14 protein-coding genes are annotated in these 15,617 nt (G+C 66.9%); 2 read left to right on the top strand and 12 right to left on the bottom strand.

Going from position 1 to position 15,617, the window contains the following annotated elements:
• Positions 1 to 51 precede the first annotated feature (51 nt).
• The 5 genes from TTER_RS10235 to TTER_RS15815 are packed head-to-tail and all read right to left on the bottom strand — an operon-like array spanning position 52 to position 5,793.
• Positions 52 to 888 carry an ABC transporter ATP-binding protein gene (locus TTER_RS10235; protein ID WP_012875950.1) on the bottom strand — a complete coding sequence of 279 codons (837 nt, stop codon included), beginning with the start codon at positions 886 to 888 and terminating at the stop codon, positions 52 to 54.
• Positions 885 to 1,940, bottom strand: coding sequence for a FecCD family ABC transporter permease (locus TTER_RS10230; RefSeq protein WP_012875949.1), 1,056 nt, complete (start codon positions 1,938 to 1,940; stop codon positions 885 to 887). The genes TTER_RS10235 and TTER_RS10230 overlap by 4 nt, the downstream gene beginning before the upstream one ends.
• On the bottom strand, positions 1,937 to 2,968 hold the full coding sequence (locus TTER_RS10225; RefSeq protein ID WP_012875948.1) for a FecCD family ABC transporter permease: 1,032 nt from the start codon (positions 2,966 to 2,968) through the stop codon (positions 1,937 to 1,939). The genes TTER_RS10230 and TTER_RS10225 overlap by 4 nt, the downstream gene beginning before the upstream one ends.
• Positions 2,965 to 3,801: a (2Fe-2S)-binding protein gene (locus TTER_RS10220; RefSeq protein WP_012875947.1), complete on the bottom strand. Its 837-nt coding sequence runs from the start codon at positions 3,799 to 3,801 to the stop codon at positions 2,965 to 2,967. The genes TTER_RS10225 and TTER_RS10220 overlap by 4 nt, the downstream gene beginning before the upstream one ends.
• A 3-nt stretch (positions 3,802 to 3,804) precedes the next feature.
• A complete protein-coding gene (locus TTER_RS15815; RefSeq protein ID WP_012875946.1) occupies positions 3,805 to 5,793 on the bottom strand; it encodes an iron-siderophore ABC transporter substrate-binding protein in 1,989 nt (662 codons plus the stop codon).
• A gap of 303 nt (positions 5,794 to 6,096) precedes the next feature.
• Between TTER_RS15815 and TTER_RS10205 the strand changes: the two genes are divergently transcribed.
• Together TTER_RS10205 and TTER_RS10200 are read left to right on the top strand one after the other, a co-directional pair.
• The gene (locus TTER_RS10205; RefSeq protein WP_012875945.1) at positions 6,097 to 7,638 is read left to right on the top strand and encodes a hypothetical protein; all 1,542 of its coding nucleotides are present in this window, start codon (positions 6,097 to 6,099) and stop codon (positions 7,636 to 7,638) included.
• Positions 7,639 to 7,796: 158 nt separating this feature from the next.
• Positions 7,797 to 8,498, top strand: coding sequence for a response regulator transcription factor (locus TTER_RS10200; RefSeq protein WP_012875944.1), 702 nt, complete (start codon positions 7,797 to 7,799; stop codon positions 8,496 to 8,498).
• A gap of 3 nt (positions 8,499 to 8,501) precedes the next feature.
• Here the strand turns inward: TTER_RS10200 and TTER_RS10195 are convergent, their stop codons facing one another.
• Genes TTER_RS10195 through mvk form a run of 7 tightly spaced genes read right to left on the bottom strand, consistent with a single transcriptional unit; the run spans position 8,502 to position 15,611 of the window.
• Positions 8,502 to 9,515, bottom strand: coding sequence for a zinc-binding alcohol dehydrogenase family protein (locus tag TTER_RS10195; RefSeq protein WP_012875943.1), 1,014 nt, complete (start codon positions 9,513 to 9,515; stop codon positions 8,502 to 8,504).
• 18 nt (positions 9,516 to 9,533) lie between these two features.
• Entirely contained in the window at positions 9,534 to 11,465 is a 1,932-nt protein-coding gene (locus TTER_RS10190) for a D-apionate lactonase family protein (RefSeq protein ID WP_012875942.1), read from the bottom strand.
• On the bottom strand, positions 11,462 to 12,259 hold the full coding sequence (locus tag TTER_RS10185; protein ID WP_012875941.1) for an SDR family NAD(P)-dependent oxidoreductase: 798 nt from the start codon (positions 12,257 to 12,259) through the stop codon (positions 11,462 to 11,464). Before TTER_RS10185 ends, TTER_RS10190 begins: the two co-directional genes overlap by 4 nt.
• Positions 12,260 to 12,269: 10 nt before the next feature.
• Positions 12,270 to 13,229 carry a phosphoglycerate dehydrogenase gene (locus TTER_RS10180; RefSeq protein ID WP_012875940.1) on the bottom strand — a complete coding sequence of 320 codons (960 nt, stop codon included), beginning with the start codon at positions 13,227 to 13,229 and terminating at the stop codon, positions 12,270 to 12,272.
• Complete coding sequence (locus tag TTER_RS10175) at positions 13,219 to 13,908, bottom strand: ribulose-phosphate 3-epimerase (RefSeq protein ID WP_012875939.1); 690 nt, start codon at positions 13,906 to 13,908, stop codon at positions 13,219 to 13,221. Before TTER_RS10175 ends, TTER_RS10180 begins: the two co-directional genes overlap by 11 nt.
• Positions 13,892 to 14,560, bottom strand: a complete 669-nt coding sequence (locus TTER_RS10170) for a cyclase family protein (RefSeq protein WP_012875938.1) — start codon at positions 14,558 to 14,560, stop codon at positions 13,892 to 13,894. Before TTER_RS10170 ends, TTER_RS10175 begins: the two co-directional genes overlap by 17 nt.
• Positions 14,541 to 15,611 (bottom strand): mevalonate kinase, encoded by a 1,071-nt coding sequence (gene mvk, locus TTER_RS10165; RefSeq protein ID WP_012875937.1) that lies wholly within the window; start codon positions 15,609 to 15,611, stop codon positions 14,541 to 14,543. Before mvk ends, TTER_RS10170 begins: the two co-directional genes overlap by 20 nt.
• Between the last annotated feature and the right edge of the window lie 6 nt (positions 15,612 to 15,617).

Raw genomic sequence — 15,617 nt, 5'->3', positions numbered from 1 at the left:
TAAAGCTTAACAACTCATCTGTCAAACCTCCTCTCGCCTGCAGCTCCCGTGCTAGGGCCGCGTCAGCATCGCCCCGTCGAGCGCCGGGGCAGGGTGCGCCTCCCGGCTGCAGAGCCCCAGGGGCAGGCAGTAGGAGGCGCCGCTCTCTGGATCCACCAGTATCCTGGCCTCCACCCCGAACACCTCCCGCAGCATCTGGGGAGTTATCACCTCTCGAGGGCTGCCGGCGGCGAACACCTCGCCCCGCGACATCACCACCAGGCGGTGCGCGTACCTGGCTGCCTGGTTCAGGTCGTGCAGCACCATGACTATCGTCCTGCCTTCCTGCCCGTTGAGGTGCTGCAGCAGCTGCAGCACCTCCAGCTGGTGTGCCATGTCGAGGAAGGTGGTGGGCTCATCCAGCAGGAGCACCTCCGTCTCCTGCGCCAGGGTCATCGCGATCCAAGCCCGCTGTCGCTGGCCGCCCGAGAGCTCATCCACCACTCGATCGGCCAAGGACAGCATCCCTGTGATCTCCAGCGCCCGATGCACCGCCTCCTCGTCCCTGGCGCTCCACTGCTGCAGCCAGCCCTGGTGCGGGAACCTCCCCTGGGCGACCAGCTCGCGCACCGTCATCCCCTCCGGTGCCGACGGCGTCTGGGGGAGGATGCCCAGCCTCCTGGCCAGCTCCTTGGTAGGCAGCCTGTGGACCGAGTGACCGTCCAGGTACACGGTCCCCGCCCGCGGCTTGAGAATCCTGGCGATCCCCCGCAGCAGGGTGGACTTACCACAGCCGTTGGGCCCGACCAGGGCGGTTATCTCCCCACCTCGCAGCAGGACGTCCAGACCGGTCACGATGTCCAGCTTGTCGTAGCCCAGACGCAGTCCCTCAACGCGTATCTCCCTCATAGCTTGCCTCCATAGCGTGCGGTTCTGTACAGCAGGTACAGCAGGAACGGCGACCCGACGGCCGCGGTCACCACCCCCACCGGGATCTCTATCGGCGCGAACACGGTCTTGCCCACGAGGTCAGCCAGCACCATCACGAGCCCTCCAGCCAGGCCGGCGGCCGGCAGCAGCCCCTGGTGGCCGTTGCCCACGAGCCTGCGGGCGATGTGGGGGGCCATCAGCCCCACGAACCCCACAGCTCCTGCGACCGCCACGGAGGCCGCCGTCAGGGCGGCGGCCAAGGCTATCAGGATGGCCCTGTCCAGGCCGACCCTGCTCCCCAGACCTCGGGCGACCTCCTCGCCCAGCGCCAGCAAGTCTATCCTGGTGGCCATCAGCTGCGCCGCCGGCAGGAGCAGCAACAGCCACGGCAGCATGGCCCTGACCTCCTCCCAGCTCCTGCCGTGGACGCTGCCGGTCAGCCACACGAGGGCCTGGCTGACCTGGTTGATGTCCCCGAAGGTCACCATCAGGGTGGTCAAAGCCCCCAGCACCGAGGTCAACCCCACCCCCACCAGCACCAGCCTGATGGGGGAATCTCCCCCCTTCCAGGCAAGCACGTACACCCCAGCGGCCACCACGGCGGCGCCCACCAGCGCAGCGGGCGGCAGGAGAGAGATCGATGCCGAGGGCACAAGCACGATCAGCGTCACGGCGGCGAGCGAGGCTCCCGCGACCACGCCGGTCAGCTCGGGCGACGCCAACGGGTTGCGCGTGATGCCCTGCATGATGGCCCCCGCCACCCCCAGGGCGAAGCCGACCATGAGCGCCACGAGCGCCCTGGGCAGGCGCAGGGTGTTCACCACGAACGGGTGCTGAGGGTCGCCGGTCTGCATCCCTAGGATCGCCCTGACGACGTCCAGTGGGGAGATGTTGTACTCCCCCACCCCGATGCTTAGCACCAGGCCGGCGCAGGTGAGCCCCGCCAGCGCCAGCAGGACAAAGGGCACCCGCCTATCTAGCCTGAAAGACACCCCATGACCGGCCCTGACCACCACCCAGCGCCCGCTCATCTCCTCACCTTCCATCGCACAAGGTACACGAAGCAGGGCCCGCCTATGATCGCGGTCATGACGCCCACCGGCAGCTCCTGCGGACGCAGCACCATCCTCGCCGCCACGTCGGACAGCACCAGGAACATCCCCCCGGCAAGGGCGCAGTAGGGCAGCACCCATCGGTAGTCCACGCCAACGAAGAAGCGCACCACGTGGGGAATGACCAGACCCACGAACCCCACCGGCCCGGCCACTGCCACCGCTCCGCCGGCCAGCATCACCACCGCGAGCGTGGACAGCGCCTTGACCAGAGTGGTCCTCTGCCCCAGGCCACTGGCCACCTCCTCCCCCAGAGTCTGCAGGGTTATCTGCCCGCCAAGCAGCAGGGCCAGCACGAGCCCGAAGCCTATGTACGGCAGCGACTGCAGCATGAGGTGCAGGTCACGCCCGGCCACCGAGCCCGCCAGCCAGAAGCGCACCTGCTCCAGGGTGCGCTGGTCCAGCAGTAGCACCGCCGTGGTGAGCGAGCCCAGCAGCGCCGTGAGCGCCGCCCCGGCAAGGGTGAGCCTCATGGGGGTGGGAGCTCCCCCTCCCAGCGACCCCAGCAGGTACACCAGCGCGGCGGCCAGCAGCGCCCCGGCCAGCGCGAACCAGGCGTACACCAGCAGGGACGATACCCCCAGCAGGTACACCGCGACCACCACGCCGAAGGCCGCGCCGGCGTTTATCCCCAGCAAGTCAGTGGAGGCCAGCGGGTTGCGGGTGATGCCCTGCATGATGGCCCCCGCCACGGCCAGCGCCCCGCCCACCAGCACGGCCACCACCGCCCTGGGCACCCGCAGCGTGCGGATGATCAGATGCTCGGTGGAGTCGTTTGGGTGGAGCAGTGCCGCGAGCACCTCAGATGGGCCGATGTCGGCGGCGCCGAACAGCACGCTCAGCAGCATCGTGGCGAGCAGCAGGCCCAACCCCACCAGCAGCCCAAGCGCGAGCACCCCCCGGGTGCGCCGCAGGCCGATGGTGCTGGTCAGGCTTACCGCCGTCATTCCGACCCCTCCAGTGCGGCCAGCATCTTGGCCATTCGCTCCTCCTCGGGCAGCAGCGGGCAGGTGCTGCACTTGGCACCCCCCGGCAGCCTGTAGCTACAGCAGCAGGTCGCGCGCGCCAGGAAGGTTCGTCCCCTGCCGGCGTGCTCCAGGTAGACGAAGCTCGGCGGCCGGCGCCAGGGTGCCCCGGGTAGCTCCAACAGCCGCTGGCCCTCGAGCGCGCAGCCCTGAGGGTCGCCCATCACCGTCCCCACCCAGGCGCACACTTCCCCCCAGCGGTCGGCCAGCATGCGCCAGAGGGTGCGGGTGCTGAAAGGGGTCACCCTTCCCAGGAGCGCCACGAGCGGCTCGTGGGCCTCCACCAGCTCTCGCCTCAGCCCAGCACGCAGCTCTTCCCGGGACCCCACAGCCACCACCTCAGGCAAGGACTCCGCGGGGTCGCCCTCGATCACTGCCCCGGCATCCCGCAGGAAGGCCACCAGCAGGGTGCCGTCGGGGCAGGGCTGCACCTCCACGTTGCCGGTGGTGCGCGGCACCTTGCCCTCCAGCATGTAGCTCCCTATCAGGGGAGCGGCCAGGTACCAGCCGTACCGCAGCACCAGCATCGAGGCGATGACCCTTCGGTCCCTCGTGCCGTAGGACTCCCCCAGGCCCACCATCTGGCGCTCTACCATCCCTGAGGTGGGCAGATCCTCCAGCGGCATCCAGCCTTCCCCGGCTTGGTGGCCTGCCAGGGCCGACAGGAAGCGGTCCCTGGCAGCAACCTCCCGCAGCGTATCCAGGATGCCCGGAACGGGCGCAATCCCAGCCGTGGTCAGCTCCGAGAGCGCCATGTCTCAGCCTCCTATGTAGCTCGCGCCCGCGTAGCCCACGGGCAGCGCCGAAGAGGGCTTGCCATCCAGGGCATCCACCAGCTGTGGCACCAGGTGCTCCAGGGTGTAGGGGATGCTCAGCACGGTGCTGAAGGATATCGCCCCGCTGAGGGTGCTGTTGGAATCCAGAAAGATGTCCCTGCCCTCCGTGTGGACCTTCAGCCTGGTGTAAATAGGGTCGCTCTCCAGCTCTCGTCTGTCCTGGTCGCCTATCAGCCAGATGAGAGCATCCACGTCCAGCAGGTCCATGCGCTCCTGGCTGAGGGTAGCGTAGAACTGGTCGGCGGCCAGATCCGCGACCTCCTTCGGCATCCTCATCCCCAGCTGGGAGAGGAAGCGGCCCCGCGAATCCTGCTCGCCGTAGACGTAGAGGGTGCCCTCGAACCTGGCCGCCACCAGGCCGGTCGCTCCCTCGAGCTGCGGGTACTGCCGGCGCACGGCCTCTATCTGCGCCTCTACTTTGGACACCAGCTCCTCCGCCTCCTGCTCCTTCCCCAGGGCCCTGCCTATGATCCTGGTCTGCTCCTGCCAGGGGGTGCCATACTCCACGTAGCCCTTGGGCTGAGCTATCGTCGGGGCGATCTTGGACAGGGTCCTGTAGTCCTTATCCGTCATGCCCGAGGATATGCCCACGATCAGGTCGGGCTTGAGGGCAGATATCTGCTCGAAGTTGAGGTCTCCCGAGGGGAGCAGCACCGGCTTGGCATCGCCGAGCTCGTCCCTCGCCCAGGGCCACACGCCGTACGGCTGGTTGCCGAACCAGTCGCGGATGGCCACGGGCTTGACGCCCAGCGCCAGCACCGGGTCCTGGTCGTTGAAGCCTATGACGACGACCCGCTTGGGCTGCTTCTGGATCACCGTCTTGCCGTACTTATGCTCGATCGTGACCGGGAAGGCCGAGGTGCCCTCGCCGCTGGCAGCCGTGGGGGTGACCTGCGCCCCCTCGCCCAGCAGGTAGCGCTCCAGGTCGTCTATCACGCCGTTGGCCGCGGTGTACCCGATGCCCAGCATCCACAGGTCGTCGGATACCTCGTACACCCTGCCGGCGCGCACGGCCTCCAGCTTCTGCCACAGAGGGCTGGTCATGAAGTCCCGCTTGGCGGTGTCAGCCTCGTTGCCGTAGACGGTCACGAAGATCACGTCACCCCCTATCTGCGGAATGAACTCCTCGCTGACGTTGTACATCGCGAAGTCGTTCACGTCCTGCGAGGGCGGTCGGGGCAGCCCCAGGTCCTCCAGCACGGTGCCGATGAACGACTCCTTCTGGTACAGGCGGGTGTCGCCGGGGAGAAACCTTATCACCGTGACCTCGGTCTGCTTGAGGCGATCGCCCATCTTGCGCCGAAATTCCTGGACGTGCGCCTGGTACTCCTGCTTGACCCGCTCGGCCTCCTCTTCCTTGCCCAGGGCGCGGGCGAACAGGTCGAAGTTCTCCTTCCAGGTCACGCCGGTCCGCTCAGCGAACACCGTGGGGGCGATCTGAGAGAGCTGTTTGTATATGGCCTCGTGCCTCATCTTGCTGCTCAAGATCAGGTCGGGCTTGAGGGCGGCGATCTTCTCCAGGTTGGGCTCGTTGATCGTGCCCACGAGCTGTATGCCCTCCGTGCCCTGCAAGTAGGCAGGCAGCCCCTCGCCGGCGATGGCCTCCACCGCCCCCACAGGCTTGACCCCAAGCGTCATGGCGGTATCGAGCTCGCCGGTGTCCAGCACCACCACCCGCTTGGGATGGGCCGGCACCTCGGTGGTGCCCATCGCGTGCTTGATGGTCCTGGTGGCCGACTGGGTAGCCTCGGGGGTGGGTGAGGCTGGGCTGGCGGGCACTGCGGTGGGCGAAGGGGAAGGGGTAGATGTACCGGGGGTGGGCGTCACCTCTGCCGAGGGAGCCCCGCAAGCTATCAGGAGCAATGCGGTCAACAACATCCAGATCAGGCCGGAGCGCTTACCACAGAGCATCTGCACCTCCACAACAATTCATTACAACTAACGAACAATATTAGGATAAGTTAAATTCTCTGGTACGTCAAGATTAAATAAGTCCTTTGGGGTGCGCGTAACCGGGCTGTTATCTGGAAGTCACCGACGGGTCACCTCTCGACACCGTCTTTTCAACCTCACATGCTTATCATCCCTATTGACAGAGGCTCGCGGCCGATGGGCCCGAAGGGAAGGAGGTGTAGTAGGGAAGCAGCCACAAGACGCACATCAACGCATAGTTCAACCCCATTCTCTCGGAGGATAATCAAGGAGACTACAGAGATGTATACTAAGCTTCGTACAGTCATAAACCTACCTCTTACCGTGTTACTGGTACTTGCTACCCTGCTGCCGATGCTCGCGGCGGTGTCCGCCCCCAGGGCTGCCAAGGCACAGGGTGACGACCTCGAGATCTGCAAAGAGCTGCGCGATGCCAGCGGGCTGGACGCTTCTCTGGCGGACACCGAGTTCGTGTTCACCATAGACGAGATGCCCGGCATGAGCTGGTCACTCTTCCCCGGCGAGTGTACTGCCCCCATAGACGTACCGGGTGACTCCGCCACCGTCCGCGAGCAGTACCAGCCAGGGGTGATCGTGGCGGATATCACCGCCCTGGGTGGCTCGCAGGGCAACACCAACAGGCTGATCTCCCGCAACATGAACCCCGACCCCGACGCCAACACCTTGGGCGTGGCGCGCGTGGCGGTAGTGGAGGGCGAGACCACCCTGGTGACCTTCACCGACGCGGTGCTGGGCTACATCCAGATCTGCAAGGAAGCTTCGGACACCAACGACCCGCTAGGCTACCTGACGAACAACGACTTCAGGTTCCGCATCAACGGTCGCGACGACACCTACAGCCTGGGCATAGGTGAGTGCACTGACCTCATCCCCGTGCCGTACGGCCAGGTGACCGTGCGCGAGCTGCCAGACACCGGCACCATGCTGACCGACGTGGAGGCAGAGGCCATACAGACGGGCGACAACATGCTCGTGAGCTGGAGCGCCTCCGGCAGGTGGGCGATCATCAACGTGGTGGCTGGCGATGAGACGAACGAGACGGTGGTCACGTTCTACAACGCCCCGATGCCCACCGGCGTCCTCAAGGTCTGCAAGACCGTCAGCGGCGCCTACCAGAGCCTGCTGCCGTTCTACTTCACGGTTCGCCAGAACGGCAACGTGCTGCCGGACACCAACGGCGCAGCCCCCGGCAACCTGACGGTGCGCGCTGGCCGCTGCGTGATCTACAACGGCGGCATGAGGTTCCTGATGAACACCAGGCTGTCCGTCTCCGAGGAGCTGCCCTACCTCGGCTTCTACGTCAACGACATCTCAACCAACCCCGCGGGCGCGCTGCTCTCTGAGAACCTGGGCAGCATGTACAGCGACGCGGTCGCCTTGGTCGCCATATCGGCGAACGTTACCACGGTGACCTTCAACGACGTCGGAGGCTTCGGCGCCCTGAAGATCTGCAAGCTCAACGGTGGCGGTGTGCCGTCCGGCACGGCCTTCAGGTTCCTGATCACCAACGAGTACGGCACCTGGGTGCGCAACATCAGAGTTGGCTACTGCAACCTGCTCCGGGCCAACCTGGACAACGATCCAGAGCTGGAGATCGTCAGGTTCCCGTTGGGCACGCCGACCATGGTGGACGAGGCCACCAACGGCTACTCAGTCACCAACATCACCTACAGCCCATGGGGCGCAAGCCCACCGGCCCCCTACGGCGGCATCATCTCCACCGATCTGGGTGCGGGCACGGCCAACGTGAGGATAGGCAGGGGCATCAACGTCCTGAGGTTCACCAACTCCGGCGGAGAGTAGCCCTGGGCAAATGAGTCTTCCCGAGGGAGTGGAGGATGCCTCCACTCCCTTTGTATGTGCCTCCTATACCATTTATCTTGGGTTTCTCAACGGATGTGTGACCTAAAAAACACAGCGCCGGGACAGAATTAAGTTGACGTCCTTGCAGGTGGCCTGGAGTGAATGATTCGGGATCATCTCTGCCAACCGCTCTGATCTACTCCCCTCTGGGATCCAACACCCAAGCCGATCGAGACCTGGAGATGGCGGGTTGGAGCGTCAAGCTGGCAAGCAGCGATCTGGAGAGCTGGACGGAGCAGCCCTCGCACATCTGGGTGATCGATGTCAGCACACGATCCATCGAGATGGAGCAGCTGATGCAGGAGCTCTGGGAGAAGAGGTTCTCCGTGCCGCTCATGATCGTGGTGAGGGAGGAGCTGATCGCCACCTACTGGCAACGGCTGGTGCAGCTCAAGCAGGATTGGCCTGCGCCCTTCCAGATGCTGGTCGCCCCCTACCCACTGGAGGAGCTGCTCCTGCGGGTGGTGTTCCTCACCAGGGAGGGGCTGGGGGAGGGAGGCGTGCTGGTCCACGGGCGCTTCCAGCTGGACGTGGGCAGGTACGAGGCCCGCTACGGCGACAGGGTAGTGCCCCTCACCCCCTGCGAGTTCCAGATCTTCAGGGCGCTGATGGAGGCCGGCGGGAAGGTAGTCTCCAAGAGGGAGCTCCTCCGCGCCCTCCACGGCGCGGAGGAGCACTACGACGAGTCGGTCGTCAAGGTGTACGTCAACCGGTTGCGCAACCGCCTTGAGCAGGCGGGCGCTGATCGGACCTGCGTGCGCGCCATCCAGGGCGTGGGCTACCGGCTGGATAGGGGCTAGCGATCAGTCGACCCTCAGTATCGCCTTCTGCACGGAGCCCGGATGCTGCGCCCAGTCGGCGAACAGCGCTGGCGCATCCCACAAGCTGAAGGTTGTGGCCAGGTCCGCGTAGCGGATCTTGCCGCCCGCCAGCAGCTCGATCGCCTCCGGGAAGCAGTTGACCGACGCCCTCGAGCCCAGGATGGTCATCTCCTTCCGGGTGAAGTCCAGGCCAGGCATGGGCACATCCACCCCCTGGGGCACTAGCCCCACGATGACCACCCTGCCCCCAGGCGCCACCAGGTCTACCGCCTGCCGCATCGCCTGTGGGTTGCCTGTCGCCTCGATCACCACCGGCATACCGTCCCCCTCGGTGAGCTCCGACACCCTGGAGGGCAGCTCCTCGCCCCCCGGCAGGGGCCGTGCGCCCAGCTGCGAGGCCGCGTCCAGCCTCGCGGGGTTGATATCTGTGGCGAAGACCTGTGCCCCCTTGGCGCTGAGCACATCGATCAAGGCCAGGCCTATGGGGCCACAGCCCATCACCAGCACCTGGTCCTCGGCCGTGATCTGGCCCCTTCGGCTGGCCTGCACAGCTATGGCTATCGGCTCCGACAGCGACGCCCGCTCGAAGGGCAGGGACTCTGGGATCTTGTGCACGTTCTGCGCCGGGGCCAGCACGTACTCCGCGAACCCTCCGGGGCGGTGGATGCCGATGATCTGCAGCCGGCGGCAGCAGTTGCGCTTGCCGATCCGGCAGGCGTAGCACCGGCCGCAACCGATGAAGGGCTCGACCACCACATGGTCGCCCGCGCTCAGCCCCCGCACGCCCTCCCCCAGGGACTCCACCACGCCGGATATCTCGTGACCGCACACCTGGGGATAGACGGCGTAGGGGTTCTTGCCCAGGTAGAAGTACATGTCGCCGGCGCACACGCCCACGGACCTCACCCTGACCAGCACCTCACCCTCGCCTGGCTGGCGGGCCTCCCACTGGCCCACACGCGCCTGCCTGGGGGCATCCATGATGACAGCTTGCATGGCTCACCTCCGTAATATCTAGCTTGCTACGTCCATCCGAGCGACGGCGTAGGGCCCGAGCTCGAGCTCGAACCTGCCGTCCCACTTCGCTACGCGCCTCCACTCCGACTCCCTGTAGCCTTCGGGGTCGGTCACGGCTCGCATGTAGTTCCCCTGATCCAGCACCCTCAGCCGGAGCTCCAGATCCTCCCCGCTGATCACGATCCTGTTGGCCGTGGGCAGCAGGTTGGCCACGAGCAGCGTCGCTCTCCCCCCGCGGCGGAGCATGATCCCCACGGCGGAGAGCGGATCGCTCGACTCCAGGGCCCGCCACTCCCCACCGACGAACTCGCACCAGTCGGCCAGCACGTGGTAGAGCGGGAAGACCCCGCCCGGCACGGACCCGAAGGCTTCCGGCAGGGGGGAGCCCTGCGCGCCCTCCATCACCCCGAGCCAGCCCACGGTCTCGTAGCAGGTCACGCCGCTAGCGCCCCCCAGCGCCAGGTAGGTGAGCGCTCCCAGGGTCCACGCCGCCCCAAACAGCGACATCTGCCTGGGGTCCACCTGCGAGGGCAGCTCCCCCTCGCTCGCCGGCGGCTCCGGCGCGGTCGCCGCGGGGTTGAACCTCGGCCTAAGGGTGAGGGGGGTCACGTACACCGGCCGCTCACCGAACACCTCTCTGGCGCTCACCACGGGATAAAGCTGGCCCTCGAGGTTCTCGACCAGGGAGGAGTTATCCTCGGCGTGCACCTGGGGATTGGCGGAGTAGCACACACAGTCCAGCTTGGAGGGCTCGGGCCTGCTGCGGTTGAGCTGGGCGAAGTAGGCATCGGTCCCGCCCCCTACCTGCAGGCGCAGCCCCCGCCGCGAGAGCTCGGCCCGCAGGTGCTCAAGCTGCTCCGCTCTGGTGAGCCTGTCCGCCTCGTGGAAGAGCAGCACCCGGGACACCTGGGCAGCGTGCGGCCCGACCGCGTCCAGCAGCGCGGGCGCCCAGCCGGCCTCCTCCGGAGCGAACACCGCCAGCTCCAGCCGGCAGCCCAGCGCCCCCGCCAGCGACAGCGCCCGCGCGAGCTCGTCCCGCCATCGGCCGCGCATCCAGAGCTCGGCTCGCAGGTGCGTCGGGCCCATAGCCCGCAGCCTGTCGACCTCCCGGGGGGAGTGTGCCCTCCCATCGCTCGGCACGCACAGCCCCAACTCGGGTACCTGCCCGCTCGCCCGTGATAGCGACAGCTCCACACGCCCTGCCTCCCGAACGATGTACTGCTGTGAGACCTCACCGCCTTCGAGCCAGAGCGTGACCCTCTGGTGTATCCGCGTGCCTGCGGGCACCTCCACCGGGAAGGGGAGCGCCAGCGGGGTGGAGTAGGTCTTGAAGGAGGCATCCGTCCAGTTACGCTGGTCCTCCATCTCGAACACGTCCCCCTCGAAGCTGGCCCTGGCCCAGCCACCGCTCGGTAGCTCATGCGCCAACCCCCTGATATCCATGAAAGGTTGGTGGGGCGATATCACCCTGGGGAACACCCCCTCCTCCAGGGATCCATCGGCGTGCTCGACCTCCACCCTGCGGCCCGCGCACTCCCTTATGGGGTGCAGCAGGCAGAAGCCTATCCTGTTGCGCAGGAAGGTGGACCTGGCCACCCCATCCATCTCGCAGGTGATCCGGCCATCCCGATCCCCCTCGAGGCTGGCGTGCCAGTAGAAGTCTATATCTCCGGACACGTGCTCCGCGTCGTACCGCACCCGGAACCAGCCCTCCCCGGCCACCACATCCAGGTTGGAGATGCTGGCGGGGATGGTGTTCCAGTTCCGGTCGCGCACCGCCACGTAGACCCTGCGCCAGACCTCCAGGTCGCCCAACCTGATGTAGCGCAGGTCCCCGCCCTCGAACACCATCCTCAGGGGACCGGCCGAGAGGGGCACCCTCTCCGGCAGAGGTTGATCGCGGCCGTAAAGCATCACCCTCGGGTTCATAGGCCCGCTCCCATCAGCATAAAGCCCCCATCCACCCACAGCACCTGGCCGGTAACGTAGTCCGAGGCGGGAGAGGCCAGGTAGACCACCGCCCCCGCCAGGTCCTCCGGCAGCCCGGCTCTGCCCAGCGGGATGCGCGACACTATCCTCTGGGCGCGCTCCGGGTCCGAGTACAGGGCATCGGTCAGCTCCGTGTGGAAGGTGCCAGGGCCTATGGCGTTGACGCAGATGTGGTACCTGGCCCACTCCAGCGCGAACGCCCTCGTCATCTGCAGGATGCCCCCCTTCGTCGTGGCGTACACGCTCACGTCGGGCCAGGCCCCCACGGAGGTTAGAGAGGCTATGTTGATGATCTTGCCCCTGGAAGCCCCAGCCGGCACGTCCTCGCGCGCGATCATGTGCTGGGCGGCGCGCTGGCACATGAAGTACACGGAGCGGAGGTTCACCGCCACCAGGCGGTCCCACTCCTCGAGGGTGACCTCGAGCGCGGGCTTCCGGAGCTGGGTGGCGGCGGAGGTCACCAGCACGTCCAGCCTCCCCAGCCGGCGGACGACGTCGTCCACCACCCCCACGGCGGCATCGACGTCCGACAGGTCTGCCGGCAGCACGAGGGCCCCCCTGCCCAGGGCGCGGATCTCATCGGCCACGGCGCACAGCCTCTCCCGGCTGCGGGCGCAGAGCGCCACGTCCGCCCCGGCCTCCGCCAACGCCACCGCCATGGCCCTGCCCAGTCCCTGGCTACCACCAGTCACCAGCGCTACCTTGCCATCTAGCCTCAACTTGTCCGTCACCATCTCTTCCCCCTCATACCACCCTGTATAGAGGCTCCTCGCCTCGCAGGGCTCGCAGGCAGTTCTGCACGGTCATCTCTCCCATCCTGATCATGCCCTCCCTGGTCTGGCCCGCTATGTGGGGCGTCAGGACGACGTTCGGCAGCTCCAGCAGAGGCCCTCTGGGGGGCTCCTCCTCGAACACATCCAGCCCCGCTCCAGCCAGCCTGCCGACGGCCAGCGCCTCGCAGAGCGCTCCCTCGTCCACTAACTTACCACGAGACGTGTTGATAAATATAGCCCCAGGCTTCATCAGGCCGATCTCGCGGCGCCCCAGCAGCCTCCCATCGTTGCCGGCGGAGGCGTGCAGGGTGACCACGTCCGAGGTAGCCAGCAGCTCCTCCAGCCCCACGAACCTGACTCCGTGCGCGCGCGCGAACTCCTCGTCTGGATAGAGGTCGTAGGCCACCACCCTCATCCCGAACGGCAGCGCCCGCAGGCACACCCCCTTGCCTATCCGCCCCAGGCCTATTATCCCCAGCGTCTTGTCCCTCAGCTCCAGGCCCACGAAGTTGCGCCACTCCCCAGCGACCGTCGAGTTGTGGGCGGGCACGATCTGCCTGGCCACGGCGATGATGAGCCCCATGGTCAGGTCGGCCACGGAGTCGTGGATGGCGCCGGGCGTGGCGGTCACCACTATTCCCCGCCGCCTGGCGGCCTCCAGGTCTATATTGTCCAGTCCCACGCCGTGCTTGGCGATGGTCCTCAGGCGACCCGCCGCCTCTATCACCCGGGCGGTGAGCTCGTCCGTGCCCGTGATGATCGCGTCCATCTCCGGGAGCAGCTCGAGCAGCTCCTCTTCCCTGTAGGCCCTGCCCAAGGAGTTCGGCACCACCTCGCAGCCCGCCTCCTCCAGCTGCCGGATGTGCGAGGGATCGGCCTGGCCGAAGGACCTCGAGCCTATCAACACCCTCCACCTGCGCTCAGCCGACATCTACCGCCTCCCCCGCCAGCGTGCGACGAATCGCCCGCACCTCGGCGCCCATGTCGGGCACTCTGTAGATCCCTCCCCCCAGAGCCAGGGAGGTAGCACCGGCGGCCACGAGGTCGCGCACGTGCTCCCGACGCACCCCGCCGGCGACCTGCAGGTCTACGCCCGCTTCGGCCTGATCTATGAGCTCGCGCGCCCGCCTCACCCTCGGGATGACCATGGGGTTGAAGCTCGCCCCCCTGGTGCCCTCGCCCGTCACCCTGGCGAGCAACAGCACCGCATCCAGCATACCCGCCACGGGCGGCAGGAGCTCGAGCGGCGTGCCCAGGCCGAACACCAACCCCACGCGCAGCCCGGCATCCCTCACCGAGAACACCGCCTCGTACAGCAGGCGGACGCTCTCGACGTGCAGGAGCAGGAGGTCCACCCCCGCATCCCTGAGCACCGGCAGGAACCTGAGCGGCTCCTCGGCAGCCAGATGCACCTCGAAGGGCAGTCGAGTCAGGGGCCTCAAGTGCTCTATGGTCCTGGGGGGAAAGCCGAGGTCGGGCACTAACCGCCCGTCGAACACATCCAGGTGCACGAAATCCAGCCCCGCCGCCTCCACCCTGGCGAGCTCCTCCCCCAGCCTGCTGTGGTCGGCGTTGAAGAGCGCAGCCCCCAACCTAACCCCAGATGTCATCCTCGTCCTCCGGCTCTATGGCTATAGCCCGCACCGGCGAGGCATCCAGCCCGACGACGGGCAGCGGCAGCGCTATCAGGAACACCCTCTGCCTCCGCAGCTCCACCAGGTTACACAAGCACTCAATGACCGGCACCCCGGCCTCGTTGAACAGGCGGTGGTTCGGATAATGATCCACGCCGCGCACCTCGTAGCCTGAGCTGTCCGTGCCCAGGCAGTTGATCCGCCGGTCGTGGACCAGCCACCTGGCGGCCTCTTCCGACAGGTATGGCCTGTCGTGCGACTGTGGGGTGCGGTACTGGCCGTGCCGGCCGGTCATGATGAGCACCCTATCGCCCTCCCGCACGTCCCCCGCCGACCTAACCTCCTCCAAGGTGATGGCCTCGTTCACCTGCTTGTGCCTGAAGTCGAGGACGATAGCAGGGCCCATCAGCCTCTCGATGGGGATGCTGGCGGTATCCGCACCGTCCGAGAGGAAGTGCAACGGCGCCTCCACGTGGGTGCCCACATGGGACCACATATACACCACACTCATTATGTCACCTTCCCGACCGTGGCGCTCGTTGCGGCGCGCCACCTCCAGCGTGTACTGCTCCTTCCCGGGCAGCAGCACGTGCGTGAGATCTACGACCCTACCTTTCGGAATCCGCATGCTGCAACATCTCCTCTCCTAATTTGTCCCACAGCTCCACAGGCTCCGAGCGCACGCCCTCGACGCCCACCCTCAGCGCCATCGGGCGTCCACCCGCGCCCTCCAGGGCACAAGCGACTTCTGCCACGCGGTCTCCGGGCGCCAAAGCCACCATTATGCCCCCTCCCCCCGAGCCGGAGAGCTTGGCCCCCCAGGCGCCCGCCGAGAGGGCGGCCTCCACCAGCCGCTCCAGCTCCGGGCAGGAGACACCCAGCTCCCTCAGCAGCAGGTGGTTCATGTGCATCAGGCGCCCCACCACTTGCAAGTCGCCCCTCTCCAACGCAGGCACGGCGCGCTCGACGAGCAGCCCTATCTCCTCAAAGAGCATCCCCAGGTGCGGCCGGCTCTGCAGCGCCTCCCGCACCCTCGTGTTCACCTCGCCGGTGCTAGCCCTCACCCCCGTATCACCGACCACTATCGGCAGCTCGAGCACGCCGCTCAGCGTCCTCGGAGGCCAGGAGGTCGAGACCAGCACGCATCCTCCCAAAGTGCACGCGCTACTGTCCAAAGCCGAGGCCACCCCTCCGTGTGCCAGGATGTCCCCCTGCCAGGCAAGGTGCGCCACCTCCACCGGCGGCAGATCTCGCCCAAGGGCGGTCGCGAACGCCCCTATCATGGCCGCGCTGGCCGCTGCCCCCGACCCCATCCCAGAACCCATAGGGAGGGCGGACCTCCACTCCACCCTGCAGCCACCATCGTAGCCTAGCCGATCTCTAAGGAGCGAGAGCACGTACTTGGCGGGCGCAAAGAAATCCCCGCGGACCAAATCCCTTATGCCATAGAGATCGTGGTGCGTCCGGAGGGCATCCACCCTAGCCCGGAACTCCCCAAGCCCCTCCCAGGTCAGCCGCTGCCCCTCAGCCCTGAACACCAGCTCCACATCGCTCCCAGCCAGGGTGACCAGCGCATACGCTCGCCTGTCGACCGCCGCCGAGATCCCCGCCTGCTGCCTGTTGATCGCGTGCTCCCCAAACAGGATTATCTTGCCAGGTGCAGAAGCCAGTCCCCTCATGCTCCC

The sequence above is a fragment of the Thermobaculum terrenum ATCC BAA-798 genome (assembly GCF_000025005.1).
Taxonomy (GTDB): domain Bacteria; phylum Chloroflexota; class Chloroflexia; order Thermobaculales; family Thermobaculaceae; genus Thermobaculum; species Thermobaculum terrenum.
The sequence above is the reverse complement of the archived record's forward strand: the minus strand, read 5'-3'. Positions and strand labels throughout refer to the sequence as shown.

What these genes read in the sequence shown, in the direction of transcription:
- TTER_RS10175 (WP_012875939.1), bottom strand. Translation starts at nt 13,908, where the DNA reads ATGACATCTGGGGTTAGGTTGGGGGCTGCGCTCTTCAACGCCGACCAC.
- TTER_RS10235 (WP_012875950.1), bottom strand. Translation starts at nt 888, where the DNA reads ATGAGGGAGATACGCGTTGAGGGACTGCGTCTGGGCTACGACAAGCTG.
- TTER_RS10170 (WP_012875938.1), bottom strand. Translation starts at nt 14,560, where the DNA reads ATGCGGATTCCGAAAGGTAGGGTCGTAGATCTCACGCACGTGCTGCTG.
- TTER_RS10185 (WP_012875941.1), bottom strand. Translation starts at nt 12,259, where the DNA reads ATGGTGACGGACAAGTTGAGGCTAGATGGCAAGGTAGCGCTGGTGACT.
- TTER_RS10180 (WP_012875940.1), bottom strand. Translation starts at nt 13,229, where the DNA reads ATGTCGGCTGAGCGCAGGTGGAGGGTGTTGATAGGCTCGAGGTCCTTC.
- TTER_RS10205 (WP_012875945.1), top strand. Translation starts at nt 6,097, where the DNA reads ATGTATACTAAGCTTCGTACAGTCATAAACCTACCTCTTACCGTGTTA.
- TTER_RS10195 (WP_012875943.1), bottom strand. Translation starts at nt 9,515, where the DNA reads ATGCAAGCTGTCATCATGGATGCCCCCAGGCAGGCGCGTGTGGGCCAG.
- TTER_RS10190 (WP_012875942.1), bottom strand. Translation starts at nt 11,465, where the DNA reads ATGAACCCGAGGGTGATGCTTTACGGCCGCGATCAACCTCTGCCGGAG.
- mvk (WP_012875937.1), bottom strand. Translation starts at nt 15,611, where the DNA reads ATGAGGGGACTGGCTTCTGCACCTGGCAAGATAATCCTGTTTGGGGAG.
- TTER_RS10220 (WP_012875947.1), bottom strand. Translation starts at nt 3,801, where the DNA reads ATGGCGCTCTCGGAGCTGACCACGGCTGGGATTGCGCCCGTTCCGGGC.
- TTER_RS10225 (WP_012875948.1), bottom strand. Translation starts at nt 2,968, where the DNA reads ATGACGGCGGTAAGCCTGACCAGCACCATCGGCCTGCGGCGCACCCGG.
- TTER_RS15815 (WP_012875946.1), bottom strand. Translation starts at nt 5,793, where the DNA reads ATGCTCTGTGGTAAGCGCTCCGGCCTGATCTGGATGTTGTTGACCGCA.
- TTER_RS10230 (WP_012875949.1), bottom strand. Translation starts at nt 1,940, where the DNA reads ATGAGCGGGCGCTGGGTGGTGGTCAGGGCCGGTCATGGGGTGTCTTTC.